Raw genomic sequence first — 15,735 nt, 5'->3', positions numbered from 1 at the left:
CATGAGTGGCATCGACAAGATGAAGAACAAGGCCGAGGAGCTCTCCGGCAAGGGCAAGGAGACCGTCGGCGAGGCGACCGGCGACCGCGACCTGCAGGCCGAGGGCCAGGCCGACCAGGCCTCCGGCAACCTCAAGCAGGCCGGCGAGAAGGTCAAGGACGTCTTCAAATAAAGGACCTCCTTGCCCCCCACCCCTCGCAGGCTCGCGGTGGGACCCTGCAAGGAGGCCGCCCCGTCCTCCTCACCCCTCGCTAGCTCGGGGTGAGCCTCTGGACGGGGCCGTTCCAGCACGTCGCCGCGGGCGCCGTTCCTCCGGGACGGCGCCCGCGGTGTGTCAGAGGCGGGCCAGCAGCGCGCGGACGGCGGGCAGCAGTGGCCGGTCGGCAGGGATCCAGTCCAGGGACTCCAGTTCGCCGGCGGCCAGCCAGCGCAGCTCGCTGTGCTCGTGCGCGGTGACCTCGCTGCCGGGCTGCAGCCGGGCCCACCACACCCGCAGCGTCGAGGCGCCGGGTAGTCCGCCGGCGACCACGCCGTCGAGCACCACCTCGCCCAGGAACCCCTCGGGGACGACGGTCCCGCCCAGTTCCTCGCCGATCTCGCGGACCAGCGCGGGAAGCTCCTCCTCCCCCGGCTCGACCTTGCCGCCGGGGAACTCCCAGCAGCCGTCGTAGGGCCCGCCCGACCGGCGGGCCACGAGCACCCGGTCGCCGTCCACCAGCGCCGCGCCGACCACCTGGACGACGTCGAGCGCGCGCCGCGCCGCCGCGGCGGCGTACCCGTCGAGGTGCGCCCGCATCGCGCGGCGGACCCGCCGGCGCAGCAGCGGGTCCACCACCCGCCCGAGCGGGCCCGGCAGCGCGGTCGCCCAGTCGACCTGCTCCTCGACGACGGTGCCGGCGCCGGTGGCGGTGAAACGGCGGGAGTGGGTCAGCCGACGCCAGCCGTGGCCGGGCCCGACGGCGTACAGGTCACGGTTCGGGCGGACCGACACGACCTCCTCCAGCGGCACCGGCCAGGGGCGGCCGAGGGCCCGCGCGACGTCGAAGGCCACGGTCAGCGGCGCCTCCACCAAGGTGGTGAAACGCAGCTGCGACACGGTGTCACCCTCCCAGACAGGGCAGACTGGCCGCCGTGCGCATCACCGCCCGGGTCGACTACGCCGTCCGGGCCGCCGTGGAACTGGCCGCGGCGGCACCCGGAGCCCTGACCTGCGACCGCATCGCCGCGGCCCAGGGCATCCCCTCCCGGTTCCTCCAGTCGATCCTCGGCGACCTCCAGCACGCCCGGCTGGTCACCAGCCAGCGTGGCCGCGACGGCGGCTACCGGCTGGCCCTCCCGCCGTCGGAGGTCTCCATCGCCCGGGTCATGCGCGTGGAGCAGGGTTTCCTCGCCGAGGTGCACGGCCAGCGCCCGGAGGACGTCGAGTACTCGGGCACCGCCGTCCCGCTGGCCTCGGTGTGGGTCGCGGCGCGGGAGGCCTACCGGCGGGTGCTCGAGCGGGTCACCCTCGCCGACGTCGTCGCGGGCGAGCTGCCGCCGGCGGTCGCCGAGCTCATCGCGGTCGAGGAGGCGTGGCGCTCCTTCGGGGACGCCGCCTACTCCACCGAGCGCCGGTAGCCGGGGCGGGGCGGCGGAGCCGCGAGGGCCTGCGCGAGACTGGCGGGCATGCCAGCCGAGCAGCGCCCGGGCGTGACCGTGTTCCTCACCGGCCTGTCCGGTGCCGGGAAGTCCACGATCGCCGACGCGCTGGTCGCCGACCTGGAGGCCGAGGGCCGGCCGGTGACCGTGCTGGACGGCGACGTGGTGCGCACCCACCTGTCCAGCGAGCTGTCCTTCTCCCGCGAGGACCGCGACCTCAACATCCGGCGCATCGGCTTCGTCGCCGGCGAGGTGGTCAAGCACGGCGGCACGGTCGTGGTCGCGGCGATCGCCCCCTACGAGGCCGCCCGCGAGGAGGCCCGCGCGCTGGTCGAGCGGCACGGCCGGTTCGTTCTGGTGCACCTGTCCACGCCGCTGGCGGTCTGCGAGGGCCGCGACGTCAAGGGCCTGTACGCGCGGGCCCGCGCCGGGCAGCTGTCCGGGTTCACCGGCATCGACGACCCGTACGAGCCGCCGGCGCGCGCCGAGGTGGTCATCGACACCGCGCAGACCCCGCTCCCCGAGTCGGTCGCCCGCATCCGGGAGGCGATCGACGGGGCGACGGCACCTGTTCCCTGAGTCACACTCCTCCGGTTCCGTCGGGTGTGGGACCATGGGAGGCGTGACCGGTCGCGCCCTGCTCCTCGTCGCGCGCCGTCACATCGACCTCGCGCTGGTCAGCAGCGCGGTCTGTCGCCCCGCGCGCTGACCCCGGTCTCCCGCAGCACCCGCTGCGCCTCCCGATCTGGCAGCGCCCACCCCGTCCCGGTCCCGGCGCCGCGGCGGACGGCGCAGAAGGAAGTGCCACCGTGACGACCCCCCGCACCAGCACCAGGCCCCAGCGTCGCGACACACCACAGCGTGGCCAGGGCCAGTGGGCGCTGGGCTACCGGGAGCCGCTCAACCCCAACGAGCGGATGAAGAAGGACGCCGACGGCCTCACGGTGCGCCAGCGGGTCCTCGACATCTACGCCCACACCGGGTTCGGCGGCATCGACCCCTCCGACCTGCGCGGCCGGATGCGCTGGATGGGGCTCTACACCCAGCGGGCCCAGGGCATCCCCGGCGGGAAGACCGCCGTGCTGGAGCCCGAGGAGCTCGAGGACTCCTACTTCATGCTGCGCGTGCGCATCGACGGCGGGCAGCTCACCTCCGAGCAGCTGCGGGTCATCGCCGGGATCAGCACCGAGTTCGGCCGGGACGTCGCCGACGTCACCGACCGTCAGAACGTGCAGCTGCACTGGATCCGCATCGAGGACGTCCCCGAGATCTGGCGGCGGCTCGAGGCGGTCGGGCTGTCGACCACCGAGGCGTGCGGTGACACCCCGCGCGTCATGCTCAACTGTCCGCTGGCCGGGATCCTCGACGACGAGGTCATCGACGGGACCCCGTACCTGCAGGAGACCGTCGACAAGTACATCGGCAGCCCCGAGTTCAGCAACCTGCCGCGCAAGTGGAAGACGTCGATCTCCGGCTGCACCGACCACTGCACCGGCCACGAGATCAACGACGTCTCGTTCGTCGGCGTGGTCAACGAGGCCGGCGAGGCCGGCTTCGACCTGTGGGTGGGCGGCGGGCTGTCGACCAACCCCATGCTGGCCCAGCGGATCGGCGTCTTCGTCCGGCCGGAGCAGGTCAGCGACGTGTGGGCGGCCTGCACTTCGATCTTCCGCGACTACGGCTACCGCCGGCAGCGCAACCGCGCCCGGATCAAGTTCCTCATGGCCGACTGGGGCCCGGAGAAGTTCCGCCAGGTCCTGCAGGACGAGTACCTGAAGACGGCGCTGCCCGACGGCCCCCCGCCCGCGGCCCCCAGGAACGACCAGCGCGACCACGTCGGCGTTCTGCGGCAGAAGGACGGCAACAACGCCCTCGGCTTCGCGCTGCGCACCGGCCGCATCAACGGCTCGCTGCTGGCCCGCGTCGCCGACCTGGCCGACCGGTACGGCGCCGGGCGCGTCCGCACCACCGCCCAGCAGAAGCTCGTCATCCTCGACGTGCCGGACGACAACGTCGAGGACCTGGTCGCTGCGCTGACCGAGCACGACCTGCAGGTCCGCCCCAGCGCCTTCCGGCGGGGCACGATGGCCTGCACCGGGCTGGAGTTCTGCAAGCTCGCGATCGTCGAGACCAAGCAGCACGCGCAGGACCTCTACGCCGAGCTGGAGAAGCGGCTGCCGGACTTCGACACGCCGCTGTCGATCAACGTCAATGGCTGTCCCAACGCCTGCGCGCGGTTCCAGACCGCCGACATCGGCTTCAAGGGCTCGATGGTCCGTGACGACGCGGGCGAGATGGTCGAGGGCTTCCAGGTGCACCTGGGCGGCCACCTCGGCGTCGAGGCGGCGTTCGGCCGCAAGTTCCGCGGCCACAAGGTGACCAAGGCCGAGACGGCCGACTACTGCGAGCGCGTGCTGCGCGGTTACGTCGAGCGGCGGGAGGCCGGCGAGAGCTTCGCCGCCTATGTCGCCCGGGCTGACGAGGCCTGGCTGCTCTGAGATGGACGACCAGCCGCAGGAGGGAAGGACACGGCACCTGCCCGTGTTCTTCTGCCCGTACTGCGGGGACGAGGAGCTGACCCCGCACGGGGACGGAGGCGAGTGGCACTGCGCCGCTTGCCTGCGGACCTTCACCGTCCGGCTCACCGGAACAGGAGTGCAGCAGCCATGACGACCGCCGTCCGGCCCACGCGGGAGCTCGCCGCCGAGGCCGACGCCCGCTTCGAGGGCATCGCCGACCCCGTCGAGCAGGCGCTCGCCGTCCTGCGCTGGGCCGGGGAGACCTTCGGCGACGACTTCGCGGTCACCTCGTCCATGGCCGACGGGCTGCTCTCGCACCTGGCGTCGCGGGCGGTGCCGGGCGTCAACGTCGTCTTCCTCGACACCGGCTACCACTTCGCCGAGACCATCGGCACCCGCGACTGGGTCAGCGGCGTCATGCCGATCACGCTGGTCAACGTGCTGCCCGAGCAGACGGTCGCCGAGCAGGACGCCGAGCACGGCGCGAGGCTGCACGACCGCGACCCGGACCTGTGCTGCTCGCTGCGCAAGGTCCAGCCGCTGGCGAAGGCGCTGGCCGGGTACAGCGCCTGGGGCTCGGGCGTCCGCCGCGACGAGTCCCCGACCCGCGCCGGCACCAGGGTGGTCGACTGGGACGCCAAGCGCGGCATGGTCAAGGTCAACCCGCTGGCCGCGTGGACGGAGGAGCACGTCGACGCCTACACCGCCGAGCATCAGGTGCCGGTCAACCCGCTGCAGGAGATCGGCTACGCCTCGATCGGCTGCGCACCGTGCACCCGTCCGGTGGCCCCGGGCGAGGACCCGCGCGCCGGTCGCTGGGCCGGCCGCGGCAAGACCGAGTGCGGCCTGCACCTCTAGGCCCTCCGGCGGCAGGATGACCGCCGTGCCGCGACCGTCCCGCCTGTCCCCCGACCAGCTCACCGCCGCCCTGTCGGGGCTGCCACTCTGGTCGGGGGACGGCGAGGGCATCCGGCGCACCGTCGAGCTGCCCGGGTTCCCGGACGCCGTCGCCGCGCTCGTGCGGATCGCGTTCGTCGCCGAGCAGCTCGACCACCATCCCGACGTCGACCTGCGCTGGCGCCGGCTGCACCTCACGCTGGTCACCCACTCCGCGGGCGGGGTCACCGAGCTCGACCTCGAGCTCGCCCGCCGGATCGACGGGCTCTTCCCCGGCTGAGGGCGGGCAGGCCGGCCCGGGGGTCACCCCCGGGCCGGCCGGCGTCCTCCCGGATCGAGAGGAGGCTGCCCTCCGTCAGACGCCCAGGCGCTGCCCGTCGTGGCGGAAGACCACCGCGACGCTGGGCCGCGGGAAGCCCCCCTCGGCCCGGTGCTCGGGCCACGTGCTCGACGGGGTCTCCACGGTCGACCCGGTCGTCTCACCGGGGTGCTGCACCGACACGAACACCGACCTGCCGTCCGCCGGGATCATCGGGCCGCTGCACTCGGCACCGATGGGGACGGTGAGGAACGCCTTGAGGTGACCGCGCTCCGGGCCCGCAGTCGGCACGGCGAACAACCCGTCGTTGGTGCCCACCAGTCCGGTGGTGCCGGCTTCCTGGTTGCGGGTCGACAGGACGTTGCCGTCGGTGGAGATCCACAGGTTGCCGGCCGGGTCGAACTCCAGGTTGTCCGGGCAGGAGATGGCGCTCACCTGGGACTTGTCGTAGCCGGCGAAGTAGGTCTCCGGGCGCTCCGGGTCACCGGCGAGCAGGAAGATCCGCCAGCTGAACCCGGTCCCGCCGGCCGACCCCGTCTCCTCCCACTCGATGACGTGCCCGTTGTTGTTCCCCGGCTGCTCGCCGTAGCTCGCCTCGGCGCCCTCCTCGCCCTCCGAGAAGGCGTGCGAGCGGGTGAGCGGGTTGGCCTCGTCCGCCCCCGGCTGGCCCTCGGTGCCCCGCCGGGAGTTGTTGGTGAGCGCCGCGTACACGCGGCCGTTGACCGGGTTGACCTGGATGTCCTCGGGCCGGTCCATCTTGGTCGGCACCTTCGACGGGTCGTCGACGATCTCGTCCCCGGCGGCGTCGAGCACCGGGTCCCCGTTGTCGTCCAGCCGCTTGCCGAGCCGGTCGGCGGCCAGCCGGGTGAAGGTCAGCACCCACGCGACGTCCTTGCCGGGGATCGTCGAGCGGCCGTCCTCCACCAGGGGGACCCAGGTGCCGGTGCCGTCGAACTCGCCGTCGCTGGGCAGCGCGCCGCTGCCGTCGATCTCCGCGGCCGGGGAGTCGCCGGTGAAGCGGGCGACGTAGAGGTCGCCGTCCTCCAGCAGCGTCATGTTGTGCTCGCGCGTCCGGCGTCCCTCGCCCTTGCGGTACCGCCTCTTCGACACGAACTTGTAGATGTAGTCGAAGCGCTCGTCGTCGCCGGAGTACGCGACGACCCGGCCGTCCCGGTCGATCTGGATGTTGGCGCCCTCGTGCTTGAAGCGACCCAGGGCGGTGCGCTTCTTCGGCGTCGAGGTGGGGTCGTACGGGTCGAGCTCGACGACCCACCCGAACCGGTTCACCTCGTTGGGCTCCTCGGCCAGGTCGAAGCGGGGGTCGGCGGTCTCCCACCGCCGGGTCGGGGCGTCCTCGGCGCTGACGCCGTAGCGCTCCAGCGCCGCCAGCTGCAGGGCGTCGGTGATCGGTGCGGAGGCGCCGAAGTACTGGTTGAAGTTCTCCTCGCCGTGCAGCGTGGTGCCCCACGGCGTGATGCCGCCCGCACAGTTGTTCAGCGTCCCCCGGACGGTGCGGCCCTCGGGATCGGCGCTGGTCCGCAGGTACTCCGACCCCGCGGCCGGCCCGGTCAGCTCGAACTCGGTCTCGGTGGTGATCCGCCGGTTGCGGTCGCGCTCGGGGGTGGGCCGCCACTGACCGGTCCGGCCGACGCGGCGGACCTGCACCACGGAGATGCCGTGCGCCATCATCGCGATGCGCTTCTGCTCGTCGGTGATGTCTCCCGCGCCCTCCTCGTCGGCGACGCCGGCGAACATCAGCTGCTCGTCGGTGTACTCGTGGTTGACCACGAGCAGCGCGTTGTCGTCGTCGAGCGGGAGCCAGCCGATGAAGTCGCAGTTGTAGCCGAACTGCTTGGCCTGCGCCTCCGGGGTCTGGGCGTCGATGCGGAACTCCGGCGAGCCCTCCTCGACCGGGTCCCCCCAGCGCAGGACGACGGTGGAGGAGTAGCCGGCCGGGATGACGAGCTCGTCGAGCTGGTTCTGCTCGACCGGCTGGAACGTCAGAGGTGCGTCGGTACCGGCCGCTCCCCCGCGCCGGGGGCGGTCGTGGGCGGCCGCGGGCAGGGCCGGACCGGCTGCCACGACGAGGGCGCTGACCCCGGCGGCCTTGAGCACGTTGCGCCGGCTGACGGCGGACTGGACGACCGAGGCGAAGGTGGGGTTGCCGGTCTGGTTGGGCACCGGCCGGTCACACGCGTTGCCGCACTTGTAGAAGCACGTGGTGTGACTGGTGGTGCCGTGCCGCACCGTGTTGGCGCCGAGCAGCGGCAGGTAGCGGCGCCAGGGGGCGCGGATGTCCGTCATCAGGTTCCTCTGATCAGGTGACAAAGGTCCCTTGCACGCTAGGCAGCGGGCTCCCCTGATCAGGTGGACGCGAGGTGAAGCTCCCGTGACCTGTGTGGTCGCTGTGGGGATCCTGGGTCATCCCTGGACGGGCAGGACCAGCAGCGCCAGCAGCCGGTCGGCCTCGGCGTCGGGGTCGTCGGTGAGCCCGGTGTGCACCGGACCGGCCTGGACGACGGTGCTGCGCGGCGCGGTCAGCCAGCGGAACCGCGAACCCAGGGCCTCCCGCCCGGCGGCGCCCGAGGCCGGGTCGGCGGCGCAGACGTCGGCGGCGGCCTGCAGCGCGCTGCGGATCGCCTCGGGGTCGGCGGTGGGGTCCAGGGCCCGCAGCCGGTCGGTGTCCAGGTGCACCCGGGAGCCGAGGTAGTCGCGCTGGCGGCAGTAGACGAGGACGCCGGCGTTCAGCGACTCCCCCCGCTCCACCCGCGGCACGACGCGCAGCACGGCGTACTCGAAGGTCTCCCGGCTCACCGCTGTGTGATCCCCTCGGGCGGCGGCGGGCCCAGCCACGCCGGCCGGTTCTCCCCCCGCGGGGCCCGGCGCCGCGATCCGCCCGCGGCCGCGGTGGCCACCAGCGGCGGCAGCCAGGCGTCGCGGGCGGCCAGCCGGGCCAGCAGCTGGTCGACGTAGCGGGCGCGCACCGCCGAAAGGACCCCGGCCTCCCCACCCCTCGCAGGCTCGGGGCGGTGCCCTGACCGGGGCCACCCGTGTGCCGCCTCTTCCAGCCAGGCGTCGGGCACCTGGTGCAGCACCTGCTCGAGCAGCGGCCGGGTGACCCGACCGCCGAGCGCGGCATCGGCGGCGCGGACGTCGGGCGTGCACTCGACCAGCGCGTGCTGCGCGGCGTCGTAGGGCCGGGCCACCGCGGCGGCCGCGCCGGGCCAGTGGTGGTGGAAGGTCAGCGCGGCCCCGTGGTCGATCAGCTGCAGCCGGCCGTGCCAGAACAGCATGTTGGGGTTGCGCCAGGAGCGGTCGACGTTGCCCACGAGCGCGTCGAACCACAGCACCCGGCCGGCCAGCTCCGACCCGACGGAGCCGGCGGCGGCCTCGAAGTCGAGCGCCCCGGGCAGGTAGTCCAGCCCCAGGTTGACCCCGGCGGAGCGCTGCAGCAGCTCCTGCACCTCGACGTCGGGCTCCCCCACCGCCAGCTCGGGGGCCACGTCGACGGTGACCAGCGCGGGCACCGGCAGCGACAGGGCGCGGGCCAGCTCACCGCAGACGACCTCGGCGACCAGCACCTTCACGCCCTGCCCGGCGGCCCGCCACTTCACCACGTAGGTGCCCAGGTCGTCGGCCTCCATGAGACCCGGCAGCGAGCCACCCTCGCGCAGCGGGGTGACGTAGCGGGTGGCGGTGACGGCGGGCAGCACAGTGGCCGCGACCCTACCGGCGGGGACGGCGCCCGGACCGGCGACCACGACACTGGGGCCATGGGTCTCCTGCGCGTGCTCGACCCCGCCGACCTGACCGACGTCCCGTTCACCTACCCGGAGGTGGGCGCGACGCGGGAGCCCGCGCTGCCCGCGGGCTACGACCACGTGGAGCGGTCGGTCGTCGTCGGCTCCGGGGCGGCGGCCTTCGAGCGGGCCGCGGCGGCGGTGTTCGACTGGCGCCTGCAGCGCAGCGTCGGGCTGCGGGTGCGGGCGACCGGGCCGGCGGACGAGCCGGGCACCGTCGTCGTCCTCACGGCGGGGCTGCCGCGGCCGGGCTACGACATCCCCTGCCGCGTGGTGTGGGCGCAGACGACCGGTGACGAGCGTGGTTTCGCCTACGGCACGCTGCCCGGCCACCCGGAGAGCGGCGAGGAGGCGTTCCTCGTCCGACGGGAGCCCGGCGGCGACGTCGTCTTCACGCTGCGGGTCTTCGCCCGGCTGGCCTCGCCGCTGGCCCGGCTCGGCGGGCCGGTCAGCAGGCTGGTCCAGCGCCTGGCCACCGCGCGCTACCTGACCACCGTCCACCGGGCCGCCCGCGGCTGAGGACGCCCGCGCAGGGCCGACGCCGCGGCCACGGTGGCGACGACCCCGAGGGCGACGCGGAGGTGGTGCCAGCGGGCCCACGTGCCCAGCAGGTCCCTGGTCTCCGCATCGGTCAGGGAGCCTCCGGTGAACCGGGCGTTGGCCGGCTCGTTCACCGTGACGGTGACGGCCACGACGCCCACGGTGGCTGCCGCGGCCGTCAGGGAGGCCGGACCGGGACGGCGGGAGACGGACGCCTCCGCGGCCGCCGTGGCGACGCCGGCCGCTCCGGCGGCGGCGCCCAGCGGCACCATGAGCGCGCGGATCCGCGGGGCGTTCGCGGTGAACCAGCGGCGGAACTCCTCGGGCGGGACGCTGCGCCAGAACGGCAGCAGCACCACCTCGATGAGGACCATCCCCCCGGTGAGGAGGCCGGCGAGCACTGCCGAGAGGAGCCCGACCGGCCGTGCCGTGCCGGCCCGAGTGCGCTGCAGCGAACCCATGGGAGTCCCCTCCTCGCGAGGGCCGTCCGGAAGGCGGCGCAGGTGCGCGTCCGGAACGACGTGGGACGGGGCCGGATCGCACGGTCTCGCGCCGACGGCAGGGTATCCGGCGACGTCGTCCACGGGGCCGGTTCCGCACCCGCCGGCCGGTGGACGAGCCGGGCGGGGCCGTCGTCCTCACCGCCGGGCACCACTCCACCGCGGTCCGGGGCGGCCGCCGGCCGATGAGTCCGGCGGCGCCGGCCGGTCGGAGCAGGGGACGACACAGCGAGGAGGCAGCCGTGGGGCTGGCGGAGGACGTCGAGGCGGTGGTGGCCGGGCACGTGGTCGCGGACGCGGTGCCCGGGGCGGCGTGGTGGGTCCGCCGGGACGGCGAGGTGGCCCGCGGGGCGGCCGGGACGCACACGCCGGCCGGGGACGACCCGGTGCGCCCGGACACCCTCTTCCGCATCTCCTCGACGACCAAGCCGGTCGTGGCCGCGGCCGCGTTGGCTCTGGTCGACGAGGGGCGGCTGGGCCTCGACGACCCGGTGGACGACGTGCTGCCCGAGCTCGCCGGCCGGGAGGTGCTGGCCGACCCGGCCGACGCCGCCGCCGGCACCGTGCCGGCCGGCCGCCCGATCACCGTGCGCGACGTCCTCACCTTCCGGCTCGGGCTCGGCATGGACTTCACCGCCCCATGGCCGAGCCCCACCCTCGCCGCGCTGGCCGAGGCCGGGCTGCCCGCCGGCCCGCCCGCCCCACAGGCGGCCCCGGCGCCGGACGAGTGGCTGCGCCGGCTGGCCGGCGTGCCGCTGGCGTACCAGCCCGGCGAGCGCTGGCTGTACCACACCGGTGCCAGCGTGCTGGGCGTCCTCGTGGCCCGGGCCGCCGGCCGGCCACTGCCCGAGGTGCTCACCGAGCGGGTTCTCGCGCCGATCGGCATGCGCGACACCGGGTTCGCCGTGCCGGAGCACGCGCGCGACCGGTTCGGCCCGCACTGGACGCCGCCGGGCGAGGACGGCAGCCGCGAGGTCTACGACCCCGCCGACGGTCAGTGGGCGCGCCTCCCTGCGTTCCCCGACGGCGGCGACGGCCTGGTGTCCACCGTCGACGACCTGGCCGCCTTCGCCGCGGTGCTGGCCGCCGGGGGCCGCACGCCGGAGGGCACCCGGGTGCTCGCGGCGGAGACGGTGCGGGCGATGACCACCGAGCAGGCCGGCGCCGTGGACGACGAGGGCGGCGGCTGGGGCCTCGGGATCGGCGTCCGCCGCACCGACGAGCCCGGTGGCCGGCACGCGGGCTCCCACGGCTGGGACGGCGGCCTGGGCAGCTCCTGGTGGAGCGACCCGGTCACCGGGACCACGGCGGTGCTGCTCACCAACCAGATGTGGTCCTCGCCCCAGCCGCCGGCGCTCTTCGCCGACTTCTGGGCCGTCGCCTTCGGGCCCCGCTGAGCCGGGCTCGGAGGTCGCGGCGTTCGAGCAGCACTGCGCACACCGCCCGGGCGCGGGGCGACCCGGGAAGCTCGGCGGGACGGCGTCCTCAGGCGCCGGCGGCCGACCGCTCGCGCTCGATGAGCTCCTTGCTGCGCACCAGCCGCAGAAACGTGACGACGACGAGCCCACCGACGACGTTGAGCAGGGTCGTGTACCAGAACCAGGCCAGCCAGTCGCCGTAGCCGTACGGGGCGCCGTGGTGGATGGCCCCGAAGATGATCAGTGAGTCCAGGATCGAGTGGAACAGCACCAGGCCGGCGAGCAGGAACGCCCCGGCCACCGACGCGGCGAGCTTGCCGGCCTCGGAGTCCGCGCCGTGCTGCATGCGGGTCATCAGCGTGATGAAGGCGCCCGCCAGCAGCGCCAGCGAGACCGCCCGCAGGTCGAGCGGCGCCTCGACGAAGGTCCGGCCCGACTCGACCGCGGTGGCGCCGAGCTCCGGGAGGGCGTGCACGACCAGCCACATCACCAGCCAGCCCCCGACCAGGTTGGCCACCAGCGTGCCCGACCACAGCTTGGCGAGCTGCGCGGGGCTGGCGCGGCCGGCCACGACGGCGGTCACCGGCACGAGGAACCCCTCGGTGAACAGCTCGCTCCTGGCCAGCATCAGCGCGATGAACCCGATGCTGAAGGCCAGGCCGGCCAGCAGGTGGCTGCCGGTCTCGGCGTAGACGGCCAGCAGTGCGACGACGCCGGTGGCGACCTCCAGGCCGCCGGCGAGCCCGGTGGTCAGCACCTCCCGCCAGGAGCGGTGCAGCCGCTGGGCTCCCTCGTCGACGATCCGGTGGAAGGCCTCGACGACCTGGTCCTCCTCGGGAGCGTCGGTGGTGCCCAGCTCCTCGCGTGCGGACTGCGCCACGGCAGGCCTCCTCTCGGGCGGCCCGCCGGCTCCCGGGTCCGAGGTGGAGGCGCGACCGGACGGGAGCTACCCGGGCTCCCCGGCCGGTGCACACGTCGCGGCCGACCGGTCCGGCACGGCCGCCCTCCGACGGGGAGGATCGGGTCCGTGACCACACGACGGCTGGCGACCCTGCACGTGTGGGGCGTGCCCGGCCGGGCGGTGCCCGCCGCGCTGGTGCGGATGGCGACCGACCGGCGGCCGCTGCGCCGCAGCCCCGGGCTGCGCTTCGCCAAGCTGCTGGGCACCGGCAGTGGGCTCAGCTTCACGGTGCGCGACGCCGACCCGCGCCGCTGGGCGCTGCTGGCCGTGTGGGACGACGAGCACGCGGCCGCCGCCTTCGAGACCGGGGACGTCGTCGCGCGGTGGCGGCGGATCGCCGACGAGCAGTGGAGCGCCCGGATGCGGCCGCTCGCCGCCCGAGGCCGGTGGTCGCGGGAGGAGCCCTTCGGCCGGCCCTGGCCGCAGCGCTGGGACGGCCCGGTCGCCGCGGTCACCCGCGCCCGGCTGACCCCCCGCAAGGCGGTTCGGTTCTGGCGCGCCGTCCCGCCCGTCTCGGCCGATCTGCACGAGAGCCCGGGGCTGCGCCTGGCGCTGGGCATCGGCGAGGCGCCGCTCGGGCTGCAGGGCACCTTCAGCGTCTGGGACTCCGCGTCGGCGCTGAACTCCTTCGCCTACGACCGCGCTGCGCACGCCGCCGTCGTGACCCGCACCGCACAGGAGGGCTGGTACGCCGAGGAGCTGTTCGCCCGGCTCGCGCTGCTCTCGTCCGAGGGGACGCTGGACGGCCGCGACCCACTGGCCTGACGACGGTCGCGGGGGTGCGCCGATCCCCGGCGACCGGTGCCCCTCCTGTGGGCAGCGGTCGACTTGCGGGACGCGGTGGCCGTGAGGGCTGGAGAGACCCTCGTGGGTGCACCGTCTCCGGACCTCCACCCCTGCTTCCAGGAGGAAGCAGGGGTGGAGGTGCCGGCGGGACACCCGACGACCGGTCGTCGGGACCCGGTCAGCGCTCGCGATCCCGCCCCCGAGCCAGGTGGGCCCGCTCGGCGCCACCGCCGGCCGGCGACGGACACCGCGCGGTCACAGCCGGCAGGTCAGGTGCAGCTCGTCGCGGTCGTCGCCGGGGGCCACCCGGATCGCGCCGGGCATCCGGCCGAACTCGCGGTAGCCGATGTCGGCGTAGAAGGCCTCGAGGCCGGTGCCGCCCCGGACGGTGAGGTGGAGGAACTCCAGCCCGCGCGTGCGCGCGATGTCGTGCAACCCGGTCATGAGCACCCGGCCCAGGCCCCGCCCCTGCAGCTCCGGGCGCACCTGGACGCGCAGCACCGTGGCCCAGTGCCGCCGCAGCGGGCTGACCGACAACGAGAGGACGGCGAAACCGGCCAGTCGGCCGTCCACCCGCAGCACGGCGAGCAGCTCCCGGCCGCGGTGCACCCGCTCGATCACCGCGTCCAGGTAGGGGGCGACCCCCTCCTCGGTCACCGGGGGGACGAAGCCGACCGACCCGCCGGCGTTGCTCACGTCGGCCCAGCAGGCGAGCAGCTGCGCCCGGAGCTCGTCGTCGACGGTGTCGACCGGGCCGACCTCGGTGTGCACGGGCCCATCCTCCCCGGGGGACCCGCCGGCGGGCGCCCCGGACGAGCAGGTTCACCCGCTCGCGCCGAAGCGCTCCACCCGGATGCCGGCGGCGGGGACGCCGAAGTCGACGAGCAGCTGGCTGGCCGTCTCGGCGAACCCGTCCGACCCGCAGACGTAGGCGGTCTGCCCCGGCTCCCACAGCGGCACCAGGTCCGCGGCGGTGAGCCGGCCGGCCGGCCGCACCCCGTGCGCCTCGCGGGTGGTGACGACGACGACGCCGGCCGCCCGCAGCTCGTCGGCGTAGGGCAGCTCGGCGAGGGTGCGCGTGGAGACGGCGGTCCGCAGCAGGTCGGTGCGGCCGAGCTCGCGCGCGGTGCGCAGCATCGCCACCAGCGGGACGACGCCGGTGCCGCCCCCGATCAGCAGGGCCGGGTGTGTGCCGTCCCACACGAACCAACCGCCGATGGGGCCGCGCACCTCCAGCTCGTCGCCCGACTCGACGACGTCGGCGAGGTAGCCGGACACCTCGCCGTCGTCGAGCCGCTCGACGAACAGCTCGACCAGGGGGTCCGACGGCGCCGAGGCGACCGAGTACGAACGCTGCGCGCGGTACCCGTCCGGCGCGGTGAGCCGGACGACGTAGTGCTGCCCCGGGAGGTGGTCGACCCGGTCGGCCACCGACAGCCGCAGCCGCACGGCCTGCGGCACGGGACGGTCGACCTCCGCGACGGTCGCCGTCCGCCACCCGCCGCTGGGCGCCCGCCCGGCTCCGTCCCGAGGCTCGCCCCGAGCCGGCGCGGGGTCGGACGGCCTCGGTGCAGGGTCCCGCCGCGAGCTCGCGAGCGGTGGGGGGCAGCGAGGTCCTTCCGGGGGTCCTTCTTCAGTCACCCTGGTAGCGCTGCTCGCGCCACGGGTCGCCGCGGTCGTGGTAGCCGTTCTGCTCCCAGAAGCCGGGCTGGTCGCGCTGCAGCAGCGTCAGCCGCGTGACCCACTTGGCGCTCTTCCAGAAGTACAGGTGCGGCACGAGCAGCCGCACCGGGCCGCCGTGCTCCACCGGCAGCGGGCCGCCGTCGTACTCCCAGACCACCCACGCCCGGCCGCCGGTGACGTCCTCGAGCGGCAGGTTGGTGGTGTAGCCGGTCTTGGACGTCGCGACGAGGAAGTGCGCGTCGGCGGTCGGGCGGGCCGCCTCGAGCAGGGTGTCGACGCTGACGCCGGCGAACCAGGTGTCGAACTTCGACCACGTGGTGACGCAGTGGATGTCACCGCGGTACTCCGAGCGCGGCAGCCGGTGGGCCTCGTCCCAGGTCCACGTCGTCGGCGCCTCCACCCGGCCGTCGACGGTCAGGCTCCAGGTCTCCGGCGAGATGCGCGGCGTCGGCTCGGCGGTCAGCACCGGCCAGTCGCGGCCGACGTCGTACTGCCCGGGCGGCAGCCGCGGGTTGCGCTCACGGCGGCGGCCGAGGAATCCTCGCGTGGGTCCAGCCATGTCGTGTCCCTCCCCCGCGGGGGTGCCCGCGAACCCCGCGGCCGAAGTCCCGCCGCCCCGCGGGCGCGCACCCTAACCGCCCGAGCCGGTAAGGGCACCCTTACGAGAGCTGAGT

At 74.9% G+C, this 15,735-nt stretch carries 18 protein-coding genes; 9 read left to right on the top strand and 9 right to left on the bottom strand.

Features of this window, described 5'->3' with window-relative positions; translation table 11 throughout:
• Position 1: 1 nt before the first annotated feature.
• A complete protein-coding gene (locus tag BLW63_RS17445; RefSeq protein WP_091159000.1) occupies positions 2-172 on the top strand; it encodes a CsbD family protein in 171 nt (56 codons plus the stop codon).
• Positions 173-334: 162 nt separating this feature from the next.
• Here BLW63_RS17445 and BLW63_RS27420 read toward each other — a convergent pair whose 3' ends face one another.
• Positions 335-1,096: an NUDIX domain-containing protein gene (locus BLW63_RS27420; RefSeq protein ID WP_211517154.1), complete on the bottom strand. Its 762-nt coding sequence runs from the start codon at positions 1,094-1,096 to the stop codon at positions 335-337.
• A gap of 35 nt (positions 1,097-1,131) precedes the next feature.
• Here BLW63_RS27420 and BLW63_RS17435 point away from each other — a divergent pair, with 35 nt between their 5' ends.
• From BLW63_RS17435 to BLW63_RS17415, 5 genes are all read left to right on the top strand, one after another.
• A complete protein-coding gene (locus BLW63_RS17435; protein WP_091158998.1) occupies positions 1,132-1,617 on the top strand; it encodes an RrF2 family transcriptional regulator in 486 nt (161 codons plus the stop codon).
• 48 nt (positions 1,618-1,665) lie between these two features.
• Positions 1,666-2,217, top strand: a complete 552-nt coding sequence (gene cysC, locus BLW63_RS17430; protein ID WP_091158995.1) for an adenylyl-sulfate kinase — start codon at positions 1,666-1,668, stop codon at positions 2,215-2,217.
• A gap of 230 nt (positions 2,218-2,447) precedes the next feature.
• Entirely contained in the window at positions 2,448-4,136 is a 1,689-nt protein-coding gene (locus tag BLW63_RS17425) for a nitrite/sulfite reductase (protein WP_170856831.1), read from the top strand.
• Between the two features lie 168 nt (positions 4,137-4,304).
• A complete protein-coding gene (locus BLW63_RS17420; RefSeq protein ID WP_091158989.1) occupies positions 4,305-5,015 on the top strand; it encodes a phosphoadenylyl-sulfate reductase in 711 nt (236 codons plus the stop codon).
• A 16-nt stretch (positions 5,016-5,031) separates the two neighbouring features.
• Complete coding sequence (locus tag BLW63_RS17415) at positions 5,032-5,334, top strand: 4a-hydroxytetrahydrobiopterin dehydratase (protein WP_091158986.1); 303 nt, start codon at positions 5,032-5,034, stop codon at positions 5,332-5,334.
• Positions 5,335-5,409: 75 nt separating this feature from the next.
• Here the strand turns inward: BLW63_RS17415 and BLW63_RS17410 are convergent, their stop codons facing one another.
• The 3 genes from BLW63_RS17410 to BLW63_RS17400 all read right to left on the bottom strand — a co-directional run bounded on the left by BLW63_RS17410 (position 5,410) and on the right by BLW63_RS17400 (position 9,086).
• On the bottom strand, positions 5,410-7,677 hold the full coding sequence (locus BLW63_RS17410) for a PhoX family protein (protein WP_091158983.1): 2,268 nt from the start codon (positions 7,675-7,677) through the stop codon (positions 5,410-5,412).
• A gap of 117 nt (positions 7,678-7,794) precedes the next feature.
• Entirely contained in the window at positions 7,795-8,187 is a 393-nt protein-coding gene (locus BLW63_RS17405) for a DUF3037 domain-containing protein (RefSeq protein WP_091158981.1), read from the bottom strand.
• Positions 8,184-9,086: a HipA family kinase gene (locus BLW63_RS17400; protein WP_091159246.1), complete on the bottom strand. Its 903-nt coding sequence runs from the start codon at positions 9,084-9,086 to the stop codon at positions 8,184-8,186. The genes BLW63_RS17405 and BLW63_RS17400 overlap by 4 nt, the downstream gene beginning before the upstream one ends.
• Positions 9,087-9,146: 60 nt before the next feature.
• Here BLW63_RS17400 and BLW63_RS17395 point away from each other — a divergent pair, with 60 nt between their 5' ends.
• On the top strand, positions 9,147-9,692 hold the full coding sequence (locus BLW63_RS17395; RefSeq protein WP_091158978.1) for a DUF1990 domain-containing protein: 546 nt from the start codon (positions 9,147-9,149) through the stop codon (positions 9,690-9,692).
• On the opposite strand, the gene BLW63_RS17390 is transcribed toward BLW63_RS17395, so the two are convergent.
• Complete coding sequence (locus BLW63_RS17390) at positions 9,656-10,174, bottom strand: anthrone oxygenase family protein (RefSeq protein WP_091158975.1); 519 nt, start codon at positions 10,172-10,174, stop codon at positions 9,656-9,658. The two genes, BLW63_RS17395 and BLW63_RS17390, sit on opposite strands and share 37 nt — an antisense overlap.
• 281 nt (positions 10,175-10,455) lie before the next feature.
• Here BLW63_RS17390 and BLW63_RS17385 point away from each other — a divergent pair, with 281 nt between their 5' ends.
• A complete protein-coding gene (locus tag BLW63_RS17385; protein ID WP_170856830.1) occupies positions 10,456-11,610 on the top strand; it encodes a serine hydrolase domain-containing protein in 1,155 nt (384 codons plus the stop codon).
• Positions 11,611-11,698: 88 nt separating this feature from the next.
• Here the strand turns inward: BLW63_RS17385 and BLW63_RS17380 are convergent, their stop codons facing one another.
• Positions 11,699-12,511 (bottom strand): formate/nitrite transporter family protein, encoded by an 813-nt coding sequence (locus BLW63_RS17380; RefSeq protein ID WP_091158970.1) that lies wholly within the window; start codon positions 12,509-12,511, stop codon positions 11,699-11,701.
• A gap of 147 nt (positions 12,512-12,658) precedes the next feature.
• On the opposite strand from BLW63_RS17380, the gene BLW63_RS17375 reads away from it, so the two are divergent.
• On the top strand, positions 12,659-13,357 hold the full coding sequence (locus BLW63_RS17375) for a monooxygenase (RefSeq protein WP_091158968.1): 699 nt from the start codon (positions 12,659-12,661) through the stop codon (positions 13,355-13,357).
• Between the two features lie 276 nt (positions 13,358-13,633).
• On the opposite strand, the gene BLW63_RS17370 is transcribed toward BLW63_RS17375, so the two are convergent.
• The 3 genes from BLW63_RS17370 to BLW63_RS17360 all read right to left on the bottom strand — a co-directional run bounded on the left by BLW63_RS17370 (position 13,634) and on the right by BLW63_RS17360 (position 15,620).
• Positions 13,634-14,149, bottom strand: coding sequence for a GNAT family N-acetyltransferase (locus tag BLW63_RS17370; RefSeq protein ID WP_091158966.1), 516 nt, complete (start codon positions 14,147-14,149; stop codon positions 13,634-13,636).
• Positions 14,150-14,200: 51 nt separating this feature from the next.
• Positions 14,201-14,839 carry an FAD-binding oxidoreductase gene (locus BLW63_RS17365; protein ID WP_170856829.1) on the bottom strand — a complete coding sequence of 213 codons (639 nt, stop codon included), beginning with the start codon at positions 14,837-14,839 and terminating at the stop codon, positions 14,201-14,203.
• A 172-nt stretch (positions 14,840-15,011) separates the two neighbouring features.
• Positions 15,012-15,620 carry a sulfite oxidase-like oxidoreductase gene (locus BLW63_RS17360; protein ID WP_091158963.1) on the bottom strand — a complete coding sequence of 203 codons (609 nt, stop codon included), beginning with the start codon at positions 15,618-15,620 and terminating at the stop codon, positions 15,012-15,014.
• Positions 15,621-15,735: the final 115 nt, after the last annotated feature.

Origin of the sequence: Geodermatophilus africanus (genome assembly GCF_900107105.1) — a bacterium.
Taxonomy (GTDB): Bacteria; Actinomycetota; Actinomycetes; order Mycobacteriales; family Geodermatophilaceae; genus Geodermatophilus; species Geodermatophilus africanus.
Note: the sequence above shows the minus strand (reverse complement) of the source record. Positions and strands in the feature narration are given on the sequence as shown.